Source organism: Vitreoscilla filiformis, assembly GCF_002222655.1.
GTDB classification, from domain to species: Bacteria; Pseudomonadota; Gammaproteobacteria; order Burkholderiales; family Burkholderiaceae_C; genus Ideonella; species Ideonella filiformis.
This window is the reverse complement of record NZ_CP022423.1, coordinates 1,479,545-1,496,446: the sequence shown is the minus strand read 5'-3', so window position 1 is coordinate 1,496,446 and position 16,902 is coordinate 1,479,545. Positions and strand designations below refer to the sequence as shown.

Here is a 16,902-nt window from a genome sequence, read left to right as displayed (position 1 = left end):
GCAGGCTTACAAAGCCTGCCGTAGCGGGTCAGCTTGAGCGAGGGGTTAGGCCACACTCGCGACCATGTGGACGTGGCTTCAGCAGCCGAGCGTCGCAGACGGGTAGAGTGGAATCTGCTTGAACACCAGTGGAATCCGTGCTTCGGGTGACTTGCGTTCTGCAGTCTTCTCATCCTCTAGCCAAACAATGAACTCTGGACCATTCGCTCTTCCGCGAACGCGATACTGCAGCTTCGCCTGAACGTCGAAGTCTACTGACGCGAGCGCTCCAGTTGTGGAAGGGTTGGCGCACTTCTTGAAATGGCTGATCTCGAGCTTTAGCTTCTGGCGACCAGGGTCGACGCGGACCTTCATTTGGTGCGGGTCGCTAAGCGTGCCCTTTGTGACCGGAACGTCATTCACCGCGACGATCGCGACGACTTGCTCTTCTTGGAGGATGAACATCCTCTTGAACTCGTCATGACTGCCGACGACTGTCGAATAGTCTGCAGACTTCGTGACGATCGACTCGTCAACTGCCGTGCAGCCGACAAGCACAGAGAGCAGCGAGAGGGCAAGCAGTCTTTGGGTTCTGGTCATATGAGTTGTCTGGGCAGAGTGGAGAGAAGCTGATTCGGCCGGCCTGACAGTTGATTGTGTGGCCTAACAGGTGTTATTTGTGGGTGGTGATGAAGCCGATGCGCGTCAGCCCCGCTTGTTGCAGCAGGGCGATCAGCTCGGCCACTTGACCGTAAGGCACTTTTTCGTCGGCTTGCAGCCGCACTTCGGTATCCGGGTTGCGCTGGGCGGCGTGGCGCACGCGCTCTTCCAAGGCGCTGCGCTCGACGGGCTGTTCGTTCAAAAACAACCGCCCTTGCGCGTCCAAGCCAATGCCCAAGGATTCGCGGGCGCTGGGCGTGGGCGCCCCATCGGCTTTGGGCAAATGCAGGGGCAAACTGGAAGTCATGAGCGGCGCGGTGAGGATGAAAATCACCAACAGCACCAGCATCACATCGATGAGCGGGGTCATGTTGATGTCGCTCATCGGCCCAGCGCGGCGCGAGCGTTCCAAACGGCCGAGCGCCACCGACTCAGCCCCGAGGCCCGGCCAATGGCCCGACCAACTCGCGCACATCGTGGGCAAAACCTTCCAGATCGGCCTCCAGCGCGCCCAGCCACTTGCCGAACACGTTGTAGGCCAACACCGCCGGAATGGCCACGGCCAGCCCCGCCGCCGTCATGACGAGGGACTCGCCCACCGGGCCGGAGATTTTTTCGATGGTCACGGTGCCCGATGCGGCGATTTCCAGCAAGGCGTGATAAATGCCCCACACCGTGCCAAACAGCCCCACAAACGGCGCCACCGCCCCGATCGAGGCCAGCAGCACTTGGCCGGCCATCAAGCGGGCCAGCACGGTGTGCAGAGCGTCGCGCAACCGGCGGGTGAGTTGGGCAGCCGGGTCGGCTTGGCCCTGCAAGGTTCCAGCGGGCGGAGCCACCAGCGCCGCATCGACCAAGGGGGCGAGCACCGCTTCACGATCCAGCGCGTTCAGGCGCTCGCGGGCCGCTGCCAGCTCGGGCGCTTCCCAGAAAGCGGCTTGACCGAGGCGCACATCGTGGCGCACCCGGCGCAGCAGCCAGACTTTCCAGAGCAGCGTCACCCAGGTGAGCACCGACATGCCCAGCAGCAGCAACGCCACCACACGGCCAATGCCGTCGCTGCCATCCCAGTAAACGCTCAAGCCGCCCATGGTGAGGGTTCGGTCGGGCTCAGGCCAGGCCGAGCACGTCGTTCATCGAGTACAGGCCGGGGCCTTGCGTCATCAGGAACCGCGAAGCGCGCACGCTGCCTTGGGCGTAGGTGACGCGGCTGCTGCTCTTGTGCGTGATCTCGATGCGCTCGCCCGTGCCGGCAAACAACACGGTGTGATCGCCGACGATGTCCCCGCCGCGCACGGTGGCAAAACCGATGGTGGACGGATCGCGCTCGCCGGTCACGCCTTCGCGGCCATACACGGCGCATTCCTTGAGATCGCGGCCCAGCGCAGCGGCCACCACCTCACCCATCGCCAACGCGGTGCCGCTCGGGGCATCGACCTTGTGGCGGTGGTGGGCTTCGATGACCTCAATGTCATACCCCTGGCTGAGCGCCCGGGCGGCCATGTCCAACAGCTTGAGCACCACGTTGACGCCCACGCTCATGTTGGGCGCCATCATGATGCCGATCTCGGCGCTGGCTTCACGGATGGTGGCTTTTTGCTCGTCGCTGAAACCCGTGGTGCCGATCACCATGCGCACACCGCATGCCCGGCACACCGCCAGGTGCGCCATCGTGCCTTCGGGGCGGGTGAAATCGATCAGCACATCGGCGTGCTCCAGCCCGCGATCCAGGTCGGCGGTGATGGTCGCGCCGCTGCTGCGGCCCAGCCACGCTGTGGCGTCCGAACCGATGGCGGGGCTGGTGGGCAGATCCAACGCACCAGCCAGCACACAGCCGTCGGCCTGGCTGACGGCTTCAATCAACATGCGGCCCATGCGGCCGCTGGCGCCGGCCACGGCGATGCGAACAGGCGAATCCGAAACAGGGAAGGTCACAGAGGCTCCAACGGAGGATAGGAACGGGAAGGGCTCACCGGCGCACTGGCCGCCGCCGTGACAGCAGCCGGCACGGGCACGGCAGCGCGCTCGGCGTCGGTCAAAGCCAGTTTGGGTTCGGGACGTGGCTTCTGGCCCGTCGAGGGGTTGATCGAGGTGACAAACTCCCGCTCCGAAGGCAAATCGGCTGGCGCATCCACCTGCTTGACCACGTTGCCATCAAACCACACCACCACGTGGCGACGTTGAATCACTTTGCCATCGCGCTTGAGGGAAAACGCATAGTCCCAACGATCCGGGTGAAAGGGATCGGCCAGCAAAGGCGAGCCCAGAACATCCCTCACCTCCGCACGGGTCTTGCCCGGCACCACGGCGGCGATTTGCTCGCGGGTGACGACGTTGCCTTGCACCACATCGACTTTGTAGACCGAAATCACCCGCGAAATGGTGTCCACCGCCGTGTTGGAGGCCGTGGTGCAGCCGCCCAGCAGCAGCCCGCAGGACGAAAGGGTCAGCGCCACCAACGGCAGGCGCAACGTGAACAGAGAGGGCATCGGCCGACGATTTGGCAGGGGAAGGAACAACCCGCGTGGCACGCAAGGCCAACGGGGCTGGCTATGATGCGGCGATTCTAGCGAGCCGGCCACCGGCCCCATGTCGGTCTCGATCTCCGAGCGGCGCTCGGCCCGCAGCTCAAGGCAGCAGCATCATGAACCAAATTGAAGAACTCAAGAGCAGCGGACTCAAGGCCACGCTGCCGCGCATCCGCATCCTCGAAGTGTTCCAAAAGGCCACCGTCCGCCACATGACGGCCGAAGACGTCTTCAAAATCCTTTTGAACGAAGGCGCGGACATCGGCCTGGCCACCGTCTACCGCGTGCTGATGCAGTTTGAGCAAGCGGGCATCCTGTCGCGCAATCATTTTGAGTCGGGCAAGTCGGTGTTCGAGCTGAACGAAGGACAGCACCACGACCATCTGGTGTGCATGACGTGCGGACGGGTCGAAGAGTTCTTCGATCCGGACATCGAAACCCGCCAGCGGGCCATTGCCCAGGCACGCGGTTTCGAGCTGCAAGAGCACTCGCTCGCCCTGTACGCCACTTGCGTGCGCGCCCAGTGCGAACACCGGCTCAAAAGTCCGAGTTCGACGCCATCGCCCGTTGGTGGCGAGCGATGAATTCTTGATAGGTGTCGATGCCGCGCAGTTGAAGAATGGTGTTGCGCACCGCCGCTTCGACCAGCACCGCCAGGTTGCGCCCAGCGTCCACCGCGATCACCACTTTGCGCACCTGGACGCCCAGAATTTCTTCGTAAAGCGGTTCGTAGGGGAGCCGCTCAAAGTCCCGCTCCATCGTTTCCTTGCGCACCAGGTGGACGATGAGTTTGACGCGCATCTTGCGCCGCACCGCCGTTTCACCAAAGATGGCTTTGATGTCCAGCAGGCCAATGCCGCGCACTTCGAGCAGGTTGAGCAGCAAGTCGGGGCAACGCCCTTCCAGGGTGGTTTGGCTGATGCGGTAGAGATCCACCGCATCGTCGGCCACCAAGCCGTGGCCGCGTGAAATCAGTTCCAAGCCCAGTTCGCTTTTGCCCAGCCCGGACTCACCGGTGAGCAGCACGCCCAACCCCAAAATGTCGATGAACACCCCGTGGCGGGTGATGCGCTCGGCAAACAACTGGCTGAGGTAGGCCCGCACCAAGTCGATGACGTGGCCGGCTGAATGCTGGGTAACGAACAGCGGAATTTCTGCCCGATCGCACATGGCCACCAGCCGATCCGGCGGCGTCACGCCATCGGCCACGACAATCACCGGCGGCTCCAGCGTGACGATGCGCTGGATGCGACGCTCCTGGACTTCCAGTGGCACCTTCTCGTTGAGGTATTCCACTTCGCGCCGCCCCACCAACTGCACGCGGTACGGGTGGATGTAGTTGAGATACCCCACCAAATCAGCCGCCGAACGGGCATCGCGCACGGCGGCTTCGTCGAAGCGCCGCTCCGGATGGCCGTGGCCGGCGATCCACTCCCAACGCAGCAGCGGTTGGTGCTCTTCGAACAGCGCCTCAGCGCTGATGGAGATCGGTTTCACGCCACGGACTTCAGAGGTTCCCAGCCCTGGATCAGACGGTGTACCAGCACCGGATCGAGTTCGTGCTTCAGCTTGTCGCGCAGTTCACGGTCGGACAGCAGCTCGGCGATCTCGGACAAAATTTCCAGATGGCGCTGGGTCGCCGCTTCTGGCACCAGCAAAAAGATGAGGAGGCTCACAGGCTCGTCATCGGGGGCATCGAACGGGATGGGGTTCTGCACCCGCAGCACGGCAGCCAACGGGTTCTTCAACCCTTTGACACGGCCATGCGGCACGGCCACGCCGTGCCCAAGACCAGTGGAACCCAAGCGTTCACGGGCAAACAGGTTGTCCGTGACGGTGGAACGGGCGATCGAATGCTGGTTTTCGAACAGCAACCCAGCGTGTTCAAACACACGCTTTTTGCTGGTCGCTTCGACGTTCACCAGCACGTTGTCGGCAGGCAGGATGGCGGCAAGGCGGTTCATGGCAGGAAATCTCCGACGACGTGTCCTCGTGAAACGACAGCAGTGCAACACAGCCCGGGCTCTCAGGCCACAGGGCGGGTGATTATAGAAATCCCCTACCCAACTCAGACCGCAGGGGACGACAACATCTTGACACAACATTTCCCCTGAAATCACCTCAACAAACAAAACGGCGGCCCGCTGGGCCGCCGTTGGCTGAGGCTTGAGGAATCAGTCCGCCATCACCGCTTGGCGCTTGACCGCTTCGTGATGGTGGTCATGGAGCTTGTCCTTGTGACGCACCACTTGGCGATCCAGCTTATCCATAAGCTGATCGATGGCTGCATACAGATCTTCATGGGCCTGTTCGACGAAGATGTCCTTGCCCTTGACGTGCAGGGTCACTTCGGCCTTCTGACGGCGCTCCTTCTCCTTCTGGTTGTCAATCGTCAATCGGACGCTGACGTCCACCACTTGGTCGAAGTGACGGGTGACGCGTTCCAGCTTGGCGATGACGTACTCGCGCAGGGCCGGGGTCACTTCCAGGTGATGTCCGCTGATCGTCAGGTTCATTGAGAACTCCTATCCAAAGTCGCGCGAAAGACGCGGTGTTGACGCACCGGCGTCACGGGGGCCATCTCACGATGCGCAACCGCTGGTCATCATCCGGTCACGCTGTGGGTGTTCCCCGTTGGAACCAGTGTGCCCAGGGCGAACCGGTTTGGCAAGCCGTGGAAGAACCCATGAGCCCGGCTAGAATTGCCGACTTTGTCGCGCAGGCTCACTTCACGCTACGCCCGATGCTCAACGTCTTCACCATTGACAAAGGGCGGCTGAGTGGCCGCCTGGTTCAGCACGAAATCGAATCCCCGGCCGATCTGGCGCATTTGCAGCCGGTCTGGGTGGACTTGGAAGCCCCCGGCCCCGAAGAAGTGGGCTGGATTGCTTCGCGCTTCGGCCTGAGCATCCCGAACAACATCGTGGACGATGACTTGGAAGAGTCAGCGCGCTTCTACGAGGAAGACAACGGCGAACTGCACATTCGCTCGGACTTTTTGCTGGAAGACGATCACACGTCCCGCAATGTGCGAGTGGCCTTCATCCTTTACAACAACGTGCTGTTCTCGATCCACGGCGAGGACTTGCCGGTGTTCCGCTTGTTGCGGCTGCGCGCGCGGCGCATCCCGGCGTTGATCGAAGATGCCAAAGACGTGCTGCTGAAGCTCTACGACGCCGACGCGGAATACTCCGCCGATGCGCTGGAAAGCATTTACGACGCGCTGGAGCAAGTCAGCGCCCGGGTGCTGCGCCAAGATGTGGATGACAAAGCCGCCGCCGAAGCGCTGGCCGCCATCGCCCGCGAGGAGGATTTGAACGGGCGCATCCGCCGCAACGTCATGGACACGCGCCGCGCCGTGAGTTTCATGATGCGCAGCCGCATGCTCAACGCCGAACAGTTCGAAGAAGCGCGTCAGATCATGCGCGACATCGACTCGCTCGACAGTCACACCGCCTTCTTGTTCGACAAAATCAACTTCCTCATGGACGCGACGGTCGGCTTCATCAACATCAACCAGAACAAGATCATCAAGATTTTCTCGGTGGCCTCGGTGGCGATGCTGCCGCCAACGCTGATCGCCAGCATTTACGGCATGAACTTTCAGCACATGCCGGAATTGAGCCAGCGCTGGGGCTATCCGTTTGCGCTGGGGTTGATGGTGTTTTCGGTGGCGGTGCCGCTGCTGTACTTCCGCCGCAAGGGCTGGATGCGATGAGCTGGCAGCCCCGCGCCATCACCCTGGATTTGGATGAAACGCTGTGGCCGATCTGGCCGGTCATCGACCGGGCGGAGCAGGTGCTGCACGCTTGGCTGACACAACACGCCCCCCGCACCGCCGCCACGTTCGACACCGCCGGGTTGCGGCGCTTGCGCGAGCAGGTGGGGCGGGCGCATCCGCAGCGGGCGCACGATTTATCGTGGCTGCGTCAGCACAGCATCGCGTTGGCGTTGCAGCAGTGTGGGGACGATCCGGCGCTGGCCGGGCCGGCATTCACGCTGTTTTTTGCCGAGCGCCAAAAGGTCGAACCGTTTCCGGATGTGCCCGAGGCACTGGCCGCTTTGGCAGCACGCGTGCCAGTGCTGGCGCTCACCAATGGCAATGCCGATGTGCAGGCGATGGGCTTGGGGCAACATTTCGTCGGGGTGTTGACGGCGCGTGAGTTCGGCTGCGGCAAACCCGCCCCGCATTTTTTCGCTGCGGCCTGCGAGCGCCTGGGCTGTGCGCCCGCCGAGGTGCTGCACGTCGGCGACGATTGGCACTTGGACATCGAAGGCGCCCACGCCGCTGGTCTGCCCAGCGTGTGGGTGCGCCGGCCTGGGCATCCAGACAAGCCTGCCACACGCCAAGCGCAACCGCTGGCGGAAGTTGGCACCCTGGCGGCGCTGGTGGACGTCTTGGGCTGGGGTTGAAGCGCCTCAGCGCCCGATGTACATCTGATCGAACAGCCCGCCGTCGGCGAAATGTTTCTTCTGCGCGGTGGCCCACCCGCCGAAGGTGTTGTCGATGGTGAACAGCTTGACCACTGGAAACACCTTGGCAAACTGGGCTGACACCTTGGGGTCGATGGGCCGATACCAGTTGTCAGCCGCGATTTTTTGCCCTTCGGGGGTGTACAAAAACTCCAAATAGGCTTGCGCGACGGCGCGGGTGCCGCGTTTGTCCACCACCTTGTCCACCACGGCCACGGGCGGCTCGGCCAAGATGCTGATTGACGGCACGACGATCTCAAACTTGTCCGGCCCAAGTTCTTTCACTGCCAAGAATGCTTCGTTCTCCCAGGAGATGAACACGTCCCCGATGCCGCGTTCCACAAACGTGGTCGTGGCCCCGCGTGCGCCCGAATCGAGCACGGGCACGTTTTTGAACAGCGCTTTCACGAACGCTTGGGCGCTGGCCTCGGAACCGCCCGGCGCTTTGAGCGCATAGCCCCATGCGGCCAAATAATTCCAGCGCGCCCCGCCCGACGTTTTCGGGTTCGGTGTGATGACCTGCACGCCAGGTTTGATCAGATCCGGCCAATCCTTGATCCCCTTGGGGTTGCCTTTGCGCACCAAGAACACGATGGTCGAGTTGTAAGGCGAACTGTTGTGCGGCAGGCGCTTTTGCCAATCAGCCGGGATCAGTTTGGCTTTGGCGGCGAGTTCGTCGATGTCGTAAGCCAGCGCCAGCGTCACCACGTCGGCCTCCAAGCCATCGATGACCGAACGGGCCTGCTTGCCCGAACCACCATGGCTTTGTTTAATGGCCAGACTGTCCCCGGTTTTGGCCTTCCATTGCGCGGCGAAGGCTTTGTTGATGTCTTGGTACAACTCGCGTGTCGGGTCGTAGGAGACGTTGAGCAAACTCACGTCCTTGGCGTGGGCCACCGAGGCGCCCAGCCCCAGCCAACTGCCCAACAGCGGAGCGCCCAGGGCGGTCAAGGTACGGCGACGGGTGTTCATGCAGTGTCCTTTCAGTTCAATCATCGAGATAAGCGCAATCGGCGGCGTTCAGTTCGCGCTGCATGCGCCGCAGCAGCGTCAAGCCATAGGGCCACGGGCCAAAACCGGCTTCCACGTTCAGATGCCCCACCGGGCCCGCGTCGATCAGGCGCGAGCCCCAGCGCTGGCTCAGCTCAAACGCTTCTTCCAAGGGCAACCAAGGGTCGTTGCGGCTGGCGACGGTCTGGGCCAAAAAAGGCAAGCGGGGGCTGTCTGCCAAACGGGCGTTAAAGCGCGTCGGGCTGGCTGGGGCCACCAGCAGTGCCCCACGCAAACGCCCCCGGCGCAGGCCACGCTGCTGGACGCAGTGCGCCACCGCCAAGCACCCGAGGCTGTGGGCCACGGCGATCCAATCGGCGTCGGGATCGCTGTCCAGCACATCGGCGATGGCCTGGGCACGCGGGGCGAGGCTGGGGTCGTCCCAATCCGCTTGCGGCACGCGCACCGCGCCGGGCAGCTCACTTTCCATCCACGACTGCCAATGCCCCGGCCCGCTGCCATGCAATCCCGGCACGATCACCACCCGCTGGCGTCGCCCGGCGCGGAACAAATCGGCGCTGCTCACAAAATCGCAATCGACACTTCGGTCGATTTCACCAGCGCCACCACTTCACGGCCGACGCACAAATTCAGCTCATCCACCGAGCGCGTGGTGATCACCGCCGTGACCACCAAACCCGAAGGGGTGATGACATCCACCTCGGACACCACCGGCCCTTCGATGATTTCTTGGATGTGCCCCCGAAACTGGTTGCGGGCGTTGACAGCAAGAAGGCCCATGGTCTGATTCCTTTCAAAGTCGATGGCCAGGCGGTGCGGGGTTCACAACGCCAAACGAAACGGGGTGTCCACCACGGTGGACGGGTGCAGAACAGGCGGGGGCACACGCACATGCAGCGGTACTTCGCGGCCAAAGCTGTCCCGCACCCGGGTGCAGCCCTGGCGCAACAACTGTTGGGCCAGTTCTTCGGGGCTGACATCGCAGCCCAGCACGCGCAGTTGGCGCACCAGGCCCATCAGCACGGCCCCATCGCGCCGCTCCACGGCTTGGCGCAGGGCTTGGCCGGTCATGGGCAACACCAGCGGGCGACGAAACGACGCAGCAGACGACATGGCAACCTCCCGGCAACAGCACACGATGTCGCCATGGTGCAAGGCCATCGGGCGATGCAAAACGAAGAAAACCGTCTATCGATCTCTGCTGGGCGGCTTATGCTGACGTCGTCTGTGGTTCTGCGGTTTGTGTCGTTGGCGGGAGAGGCCAAGCTGCTGACAATGGCTCGGATAGATCGTCATCTTTCCGGTAAAACATCATGAACTTTCAACAACTGCGCGCCGTGCGTGAAGCGGTGCGCCGCCGTTTCAACCTGACCGACGTGGCGACTGTGCTGCACACCTCACAGCCGGGGGTGAGTCGCCAAATCCGCGAGTTGGAAGACGAGCTGGGGCTGGAAATTTTTGTGCGCGTGGGCAAGCGTCTCACCGGCCTGACGCCAGCCGGTGAACACGTCGTCCCCTGGGTGGAAAAGCTGTTGCTCGACGCGGACAACCTGCACCGCGCCAGCGAAGATTTCCTCAAGGGCGACAGTGGCACCCTCAGCATCGCTGCCACGCACTCGCAAGCGCGTTACGCTTTGCCATCGGCGGTGCATGATTTTTTGTCCACCCACCCGCAGGTGCAGTTTCAGTTGCACCAGGGTTCACCGACCCAAGTGGCGCAGATGCTGCAAAGCGGTGAAGCCGACATCGGCATCGCCTCGCACGAGCTGGCCGAACACCCCGATCTGGTGGCCTTGCCGTGCTACCGCTGGACACACTCCATCATCGTGCCCCCCGGCCATGCCTTGCTGGACGGCCCGCTGACTTTGCAACGCTTGGCCGAGCATCCACTCATCACCTACGAGCACGGTTTCACGGGCCGCAGCAGCATCGACACTGCGTTCGCCCGCGCTGGCCTGAGCCCGCAAGTGGCACTCACCGCCATGGACGCGGATGTGATCAAAACCTATGTGGGCTTGGGCGTTGGGGTGGGGGTGATCGCCGCCATTGCATTCGATGAGCAGCGCGACGCGCCCTTGGTGGCACTGGACGCCCGCCAGTTGTTCCCCATCAACACCACCAGCGTGGCGGTGCGCCGGGGCGGCTTGCTGCGCCGCTACGCCTACGATTTCATCCAGACCTTCGCCTCGCACCTGACGCGGGATGTGGTCAGCGCCGCCCAAGCTGCACCCGCAGACGTGACGCAAGCGCCGCTCTGACGCCGCGCCGCTGGGCCAACGTTCAACCCCGTTGCACGCAGGCCCACAAAACGCCGCAACGCTACGAGCGGCAAAGCCTTGCACACTGCGGTCATCGTTTGTTTTGCCACGGATGACCATGAGCGACGCCCGCACCCCCACCCTGCCCATCGCCCCGCAATTCACCGAGCGCTGGTCGCCCCGCGCTTTCACGGGTGAACCGATGCCGCTGGACACCTTGATGGCCTGTTTTGAGGCGGCACGCTGGGCGCCGTCCGCGTCGAACAGCCAGCCTTGGCGTTTCGTCTACGGCCTGGCCGGCACCCCGGCGTTCGATGCGCTGTTGGCCACGCTGGTGCCGTTCAACCAAGGGTGGGCGCAGCACGCTTCGGCCTTGGTCGCGGTGCTGTCCACCCGCACCACCACGCCGCCGGGCCAGGATGCCGCCGTCCCCGCCCCGTGGCATGCGTTCGACGCAGGCGCCGCGTGGATGAGCTTGGCTTTGGAAGCGCATCACCAAGGCTGGATCACGCACGCCATGGGCGGGTTTGACGCTGCCGCGCTGCAAGCCCGTTTGGGAGTGCCTGACGATGTGGCCGCGCATGCCGTGGTCGCCATCGGACGCCAAGGGGACAAGGCCCGCTTGCCCGATGCGCTGCAAGCCCGCGAAACCCCCAACCAGCGCAAACCCTTGAGCGAACTCGTCGCCGAAGGGCGCTGGACGCTGGCGGGTTGAGCCGGGAGTCGGTCAGGCACCGACAATCCGGCATGACCGACACGACGCTCCCCTCCTCCACTGCGCCCAGCGCAGACGATTTCCGCCGCCTGCCCCTGCCGCCGGCGATGCTGGACAACCTGCAACGCCTGGGCTACGAGCGCATGACGCCGATCCAGGCCGCCAGCCTGCCCTTGAGCCTGGCTGGGCAAGATTTGATCGCCCAAGCCAAAACGGGCAGCGGCAAAACCGCCGCTTTTGCGCTGCCGCTGCTGCTCAACCTCAACCCCCGGCGTTTTGCGGTGCAAGCCTTGGTGCTGTGCCCGACCCGTGAGCTGGCCGAGCAGGTGACACAAGAAATCCGCCGCCTGGCCCGCGCCGAGGACAACATCAAAATCCTGACGCTGTGCGGCGGCGCCACGATGCGCCCGCAGATGACCAGCCTGGCGCATGGTGCGCACATCGTGGTGGGCACGCCGGGGCGCATCCTCGATCACCTGGGGCGCGAAACCCTCGACTTAAGCGCCCTCAACACCCTGGTGCTGGACGAAGCCGACCGCATGCTCGACATGGGCTTCGCCGAAGACATCAACCAAGTGCTGAAACACTGCCCGACGCAGCGCCAAACGCTGCTGTTTTCCGCCACCTACCCCGAGGGCGTGGGCAAGCTGGCCGGGCGTTTCATGCGCTCACCGCAAACCGTGAAGCTGGCCGAGGCACACGCACCGCAGCAGATTCGCCAGCTCTTTTTTGAAGTCACGGAGGAGCAGCGCCTGCACGCCGTGGGCCAACTGCTGAACCACTACCGCCCGGTGAGCACGCTGGCGTTTTGCAACACCAAGCAGCAGTGCCGCGACTTGGTGGACGTGCTGCACGCCCAGGGCATCGAAGCGCTGGAATTGCACGGCGATCTGGATCAGCGCGAGCGCGACCAAGTGCTGGTGCGTTTTGCCAACCGCAGTTGCAGCGTGCTGGTGGCCACCGACGTGGCGGCGCGTGGGCTGGACATCGCGCAACTGGAAGCCGTCATCAACGTGGACATCACGCCGGATGTGGAGGTTCACACCCACCGCGTGGGGCGCACCGGACGGGCGGGGGAAAGCGGCTGGGCTTTCAGCCTGGCGAGTTTGGACGAGATGGGGCGCGTGGGCCGCTTGGAGCTGGTGCGCGGCAGTGCGTTTGAATGGGCGCCGCTGGCGAGCTTGACAGCCACCAGCGCCGAGCCGCTGCACCCGCCGATGGTGACGCTGCAAATTTTGGGCGGGCGCAAGGAAAAAATCCGCCCCGGCGACGTGCTGGGCGCGCTCACCAAAGACCTGGGGTTTGCCGGCAGCGACATCGGCAAAATCAGCGTGAACGACTTTTCCACTTATGTGGCCGTCACCCGCGAGGTGGCCGACGCCGCGCTGCGCGGCCTGCAAGGTGGGCGCGTGAAGGGCAAGAGTGTGAAGGTGCGGCGGCTTTAAATCGACGGAGGTTCTCTTGACGCAAGGCGCACAGTGGGTGCGTGCAGATTTCCATCTGCACACCCGAGCAGATCGTGAGTTCAAGTTCACGGGCGATGACAGCTTTTACAACAGTGCTTATGTGGAAGCGTTGGAGAAGGCGGGGATTCGCCTGGGTGTCATCACCAATCACAATAAATTTGACGTGAATGAATTCAAGGCACTGCGCAAAACAGCCCAAAAAAAAGGGATTGAGCTGCTGCCGGGCGTCGAGTTGTCGGTCAACGATGGTGCCAACGGGATTCACACGCTGGTGGTGTTCTCAGACGCATGGATTGACGAGCACAACTACATCGGCCCTTTTTTGAGCAGTGCCTTTGAAGGCAAAGCACCTGCCGAGTACGAGCAAGAGAATGGCCGATCCTCGTTGTCCTTGCTGGAAACCATCAAGAAACTGGAAGGTTATCACCGGGACTTTTTTCTCGTGTTCGCACACGTTGAAGCGCGGTCTGGCTTGTGGAACGAGTTAGAGGGAGGGCGCCTGAGCGAACTGGGGAAAAACGAGTTTTTTAGACGCCGAACGCTGGGGTTCCAGAAAGTCCGAACCCGTGATGAAGGTGGCAAAGGTGCCATCAGCCGCGCCAAGGTCAAATCATGGATGCCAGACTGTTACCCCGCCGAACTCGAAGGCAGCGACCCCAAACGCATCGAGGAAATCGGGAGAGGAACAGCTTGCTATCTCAAGCTGGGGGAACTGTCTTTTGAGGCGGTGAAGTTTGCTTTGAGTGATCCCGCTGCGCGGGTTGCCACGGAACCACCCAAACACCAGGCATCGCACCTGCGCAGCATCCACTTCGACGGTGGTATTTTTGACGGCCAGACGTTGGATTTTTCCCCAGAACTGAACGCGCTGATTGGTATTCGCGGCAGTGGAAAATCTGCCATTTTAGAAGCCATTCGCTACGCCCTGGATATTCCACGAGGCGAAAAATCTCAGGACACGAAATACAAAGACGAGCTGATCCGCCACACCCTCGGCAGCGGCGGCAAGGTGACGCTGACGGCCTGCGATATTTACGGCCAAATGTTCACCATCTCCCGTATTTTCCGGGAAGCTCCCAACGTTTACCTGGGTGGCAAGTTGCAACCTGGCGTTTCAATCCGGGAAACCGTGCTGCGCCACCCGATTTACTTTGGTCAAAAAGACCTGTCCAGCACTGGCGAAGGTTTTGAAACTGATTTGGTTGAAAAACTGGTCGGTGAAAAACTTCGCGTGCTGCGAGATGACATCGAAGCCCAGCGCCAGCGTGTCAGCGATGCCGTTCAACGCTGGCTCAAACTCAGCCACACCGCCGAACAAAAGCGCGATTTCGAAACCCAACTCCACGATGCCAACTTCCGGCTGAATAAATTCGCGGAACATGGTATCGCTGACAAGCTCCAAAAGCGTCTCGGTTTCCAACAAGACGCTGCCGCACTGGCCCGCATGACGGATCGGTCAGAAAACTTCACCCGTGCGCTGGGATCATTGATCGCCGAACACGAAGATGAGTTGCGCAACGCCACCAGCTACGTATCCAAGCAAAATCCTGATTTCTTTGCGGCCTACTGCGCTGAGTTCTCTAAACTCATTGCCCAAGTCGATCAGCTCAAGCAGATCGAACAAGCAGCATGCACAATCACAGATCATCTCACCACCCAACAGGGTAAATTTGAAGGGACCCGCAGAAGTCTTCAGGAGGAGTTTGCGCAGGTTGAACGTCAACTGGCGCAGGAACTCAAACAAACCGGTGTGGCCGCCATCCAACCGGATGATTTCCTGGCCCAGCAACAGCGCAAAACCAGAGCAGAGCAAATGCTGGAGGCGTTGGCCAAACAGGAATCCCAGCAGACCCACATCCGCGACGCGCTGTTGACCGAAATCAACAAACTCAACGACCTTTGGTTATGCGAGTTCAATACCATTCAAATGGAATTGGATCGTGTGAACGCTGGCCGCACGGCTTTAACAATCGAAGCAGAATTCAAGGGTGACCGAGAAGCGGCTTTCAGCTTCATGCAGCAGCTTTTTAAGGGCAGCGGCATTCATGCGGCAACACAACGCGCTGCGCTGGATGGCTACAGCGATTTCGGCGGGTTGCTGCGCGGCTGGATGGAAGGCAAGGTCAAAGCCGGAAGCAGCCCAGAAAGCTTCGAGAAAACCTTGATGCAAAACTTGGCTGAACTCGTCACTTGGCAGGTGCCCAACCGTTTTGTGATTCGTTATCGCGGCAAAGAATTGAAACACCACTCGCTGGGGCAGCGGGCTTCGGCGCTGTTGCTTTATGTGCTCAGCCAACGGCAAAATGACGTGATCATCATCGACCAGCCCGAAGACGATCTGGACAATCAAACCATTTATGACGATGTGATCCAACTGCTGCGCCAGATGAAACCTCACGTTCAATTCATCTTTGCCACCCACAACGCCAATTTCCCGGTGCTGGGTGATGCAGAACAGGTGCATGCTTGCCAATATCAAGACGAACAGGTGACGGTGCAAAGTGGCAGCATTGACGCCCGCCCGATCCAACACGCCATCATCAGCATCATGGAGGGTGGCCGGGAAGCCTTTAACCGTCGCAAAGAGGTTTACAACCTATGGAAACCACAGAGCTGATTGACCTGCTCAGCCGGGGTGAGGACAGCCACCAGCAATTCAAGGAAAACTTCACCAACGCGGATGCTTTGGCCGCTGAAATCGTGGCGTTCAGCAATACCGCTGGCGGGAGAATTTTTGTCGGAGTACACAACGATGGCACAGTGCGGGGCTTGTCGGGCGCGGACGTTGACCGCTTGAACCAACTCGTCTCCAACAGCGCCTCCCAAAACGTGCGGCCAGCCGTGAATCCCCTGACCGACAATGTGCCGCACCCCAACGGCATGGTGATGGTGATTACCCTCCCAGAGGGTTTCAGTAAACCCTACATGGATAAAAACGGCACCATTTGGGTCAAGAGTGGCTCCGACAAACGCCGGGCCACTTCACGCGAAGAATTACAACGCTTGTTCCAGCAGGCCGGTTTGGTTCACACGGATGAAACGCCCGTGGCTGGATTGGGTGCGGGCGATGTAGACATGGCTTATTTCGAAGCCTTCTTCACCCAGCAATTCGGCGAATCGCTTGCCCAGCATCACCAGCCGCTGCCGCAGTTGCTCACCAACATGAACCTGATGAACCAGGGGCGGCTCAATGTGGCGGGCAGTTTGCTGTTTGCCAAGGCACCGCAATACGCGTTGCCGGCTTTCATCGTCAAGGCGGTTGCTTTTGTGGGCACCCAAATCGAAGACGAGCGCTACATCGACAGCCGTGACATCACTGGCAAATTGGCCGACGTGTGCCAGCAGACACTGGGTTTCATCATCGCCAACACCCGGGCGCAGCAAAGCGATCAGGGCTTCAACTCCCAGGGGCAACCGGAAATTGCTCGCATCGTTTGGGAAGAGCTGGTGGTCAATGCCCTCATCCACCGCGACTACTTCATCAGTGCCCCGGTGCGGGTACTGGTATTTGCCGACCGTGTGGAAATCATCAGCCCCGGCCACCTGCCCAACCACTTGACCATCGAGAACATCAAGGCAGGCAACTCCAACATGCGCAACCCCATCTTGGCTTCGTTTGCTGCCAAGCTGTTGCCTTATCGTGGGTTGGGAAGTGGGGTGCTGCGTGCGCTGCGCGCTTGGCCGCACATTGAACTGACGGACGACCGCAGTGGGAACCTGTTCAAAGCCACCGTCGCCCGCCCTTCGGCCCAGAATGCTGAATCGGACTCTCGCACGCCCAGCCGTTAGACTTTATACCATTCAACAATCAG

At 61.6% G+C, this 16,902-nt stretch carries 20 protein-coding genes; 8 read left to right on the top strand and 12 right to left on the bottom strand.

Annotation, left to right across the window (positions count from 1 at the left end):
* Positions 1-78: 78 nt before the first annotated feature.
* The 5 genes from VITFI_RS07120 to VITFI_RS07100 all read right to left on the bottom strand — a co-directional run bounded on the left by VITFI_RS07120 (position 79) and on the right by VITFI_RS07100 (position 3,128).
* Positions 79-579, bottom strand: a complete 501-nt coding sequence (locus VITFI_RS07120) for a hypothetical protein (RefSeq protein ID WP_089416391.1) — start codon at positions 577-579, stop codon at positions 79-81.
* A gap of 73 nt (positions 580-652) precedes the next feature.
* Entirely contained in the window at positions 653-1,024 is a 372-nt protein-coding gene (locus VITFI_RS07115; protein WP_198301659.1) for an ExbD/TolR family protein, read from the bottom strand.
* A gap of 46 nt (positions 1,025-1,070) precedes the next feature.
* On the bottom strand, positions 1,071-1,730 hold the full coding sequence (locus VITFI_RS07110) for a MotA/TolQ/ExbB proton channel family protein (RefSeq protein ID WP_089416390.1): 660 nt from the start codon (positions 1,728-1,730) through the stop codon (positions 1,071-1,073).
* Between the two features lie 19 nt (positions 1,731-1,749).
* Entirely contained in the window at positions 1,750-2,574 is an 825-nt protein-coding gene (dapB, locus tag VITFI_RS07105) for a 4-hydroxy-tetrahydrodipicolinate reductase (RefSeq protein ID WP_269768747.1), read from the bottom strand.
* On the bottom strand, positions 2,571-3,128 hold the full coding sequence (locus VITFI_RS07100; protein ID WP_089416389.1) for an outer membrane protein assembly factor BamE: 558 nt from the start codon (positions 3,126-3,128) through the stop codon (positions 2,571-2,573). The genes dapB and VITFI_RS07100 overlap by 4 nt, the downstream gene beginning before the upstream one ends.
* 155 nt (positions 3,129-3,283) lie before the next feature.
* Between VITFI_RS07100 and fur the strand changes: the two genes are divergently transcribed.
* A complete protein-coding gene (fur, locus tag VITFI_RS07095; RefSeq protein ID WP_089416388.1) occupies positions 3,284-3,751 on the top strand; it encodes a ferric iron uptake transcriptional regulator in 468 nt (155 codons plus the stop codon).
* On the opposite strand, the gene hprK is transcribed toward fur, so the two are convergent.
* The 3 genes from hprK to hpf form a co-directional block, all read right to left on the bottom strand.
* Positions 3,705-4,664 (bottom strand): HPr(Ser) kinase/phosphatase, encoded by a 960-nt coding sequence (gene hprK / locus VITFI_RS07090; protein ID WP_089416387.1) that lies wholly within the window; start codon positions 4,662-4,664, stop codon positions 3,705-3,707. The two genes, fur and hprK, sit on opposite strands and share 47 nt — an antisense overlap.
* A complete protein-coding gene (locus tag VITFI_RS07085) occupies positions 4,661-5,131 on the bottom strand; it encodes a PTS sugar transporter subunit IIA (RefSeq protein ID WP_089416386.1) in 471 nt (156 codons plus the stop codon). The genes hprK and VITFI_RS07085 overlap by 4 nt, the downstream gene beginning before the upstream one ends.
* Positions 5,132-5,341: 210 nt before the next feature.
* Positions 5,342-5,683 carry a ribosome hibernation-promoting factor, HPF/YfiA family gene (hpf, locus tag VITFI_RS07080; RefSeq protein ID WP_089416385.1) on the bottom strand — a complete coding sequence of 114 codons (342 nt, stop codon included), beginning with the start codon at positions 5,681-5,683 and terminating at the stop codon, positions 5,342-5,344.
* A gap of 170 nt (positions 5,684-5,853) precedes the next feature.
* Between hpf and corA the strand changes: the two genes are divergently transcribed.
* Positions 5,854-6,885, top strand: coding sequence for a magnesium/cobalt transporter CorA (gene corA / locus VITFI_RS07075; RefSeq protein ID WP_232476681.1), 1,032 nt, complete (start codon positions 5,854-5,856; stop codon positions 6,883-6,885).
* Positions 6,882-7,580 (top strand): HAD family hydrolase, encoded by a 699-nt coding sequence (locus VITFI_RS07070; protein WP_089416383.1) that lies wholly within the window; start codon positions 6,882-6,884, stop codon positions 7,578-7,580. Before corA ends, VITFI_RS07070 begins: the two co-directional genes overlap by 4 nt.
* 6 nt (positions 7,581-7,586) lie before the next feature.
* Here VITFI_RS07070 and VITFI_RS07065 read toward each other — a convergent pair whose 3' ends face one another.
* The 4 genes from VITFI_RS07065 to VITFI_RS07050 are packed head-to-tail and all read right to left on the bottom strand — an operon-like array spanning position 7,587 to position 9,764.
* Positions 7,587-8,612 carry a sulfate ABC transporter substrate-binding protein gene (locus VITFI_RS07065; protein WP_089416382.1) on the bottom strand — a complete coding sequence of 342 codons (1,026 nt, stop codon included), beginning with the start codon at positions 8,610-8,612 and terminating at the stop codon, positions 7,587-7,589.
* Positions 8,613-8,628: 16 nt separating this feature from the next.
* Positions 8,629-9,216, bottom strand: a complete 588-nt coding sequence (locus VITFI_RS07060; RefSeq protein ID WP_198301658.1) for an RBBP9/YdeN family alpha/beta hydrolase — start codon at positions 9,214-9,216, stop codon at positions 8,629-8,631.
* On the bottom strand, positions 9,213-9,431 hold the full coding sequence (locus VITFI_RS07055) for a TOBE domain-containing protein (protein WP_089416381.1): 219 nt from the start codon (positions 9,429-9,431) through the stop codon (positions 9,213-9,215). Before VITFI_RS07055 ends, VITFI_RS07060 begins: the two co-directional genes overlap by 4 nt.
* 42 nt (positions 9,432-9,473) lie before the next feature.
* Complete coding sequence (locus VITFI_RS07050) at positions 9,474-9,764, bottom strand: hypothetical protein (protein ID WP_157725590.1); 291 nt, start codon at positions 9,762-9,764, stop codon at positions 9,474-9,476.
* Between the two features lie 200 nt (positions 9,765-9,964).
* Between VITFI_RS07050 and VITFI_RS07045 the strand changes: the two genes are divergently transcribed.
* The 5 genes from VITFI_RS07045 (at position 9,965) to VITFI_RS07025 (ending at position 16,879) form a co-directional block, all read left to right on the top strand.
* A complete protein-coding gene (locus VITFI_RS07045; RefSeq protein WP_089416379.1) occupies positions 9,965-10,909 on the top strand; it encodes a CysB family HTH-type transcriptional regulator in 945 nt (314 codons plus the stop codon).
* 118 nt (positions 10,910-11,027) lie between these two features.
* The gene (locus VITFI_RS07040) at positions 11,028-11,624 is read left to right on the top strand and encodes a nitroreductase family protein (protein ID WP_198301657.1); all 597 of its coding nucleotides are present in this window, start codon (positions 11,028-11,030) and stop codon (positions 11,622-11,624) included.
* Between the two features lie 32 nt (positions 11,625-11,656).
* Positions 11,657-13,069 (top strand): ATP-dependent RNA helicase DbpA, encoded by a 1,413-nt coding sequence (gene dbpA, locus VITFI_RS07035; protein WP_089416377.1) that lies wholly within the window; start codon positions 11,657-11,659, stop codon positions 13,067-13,069.
* 16 nt (positions 13,070-13,085) lie between these two features.
* Entirely contained in the window at positions 13,086-15,707 is a 2,622-nt protein-coding gene (locus VITFI_RS07030) for a TrlF family AAA-like ATPase (protein WP_089416376.1), read from the top strand.
* On the top strand, positions 15,689-16,879 hold the full coding sequence (locus VITFI_RS07025; protein WP_089416375.1) for an RNA-binding domain-containing protein: 1,191 nt from the start codon (positions 15,689-15,691) through the stop codon (positions 16,877-16,879). The genes VITFI_RS07030 and VITFI_RS07025 overlap by 19 nt, the downstream gene beginning before the upstream one ends.
* Positions 16,880-16,902: the final 23 nt, after the last annotated feature.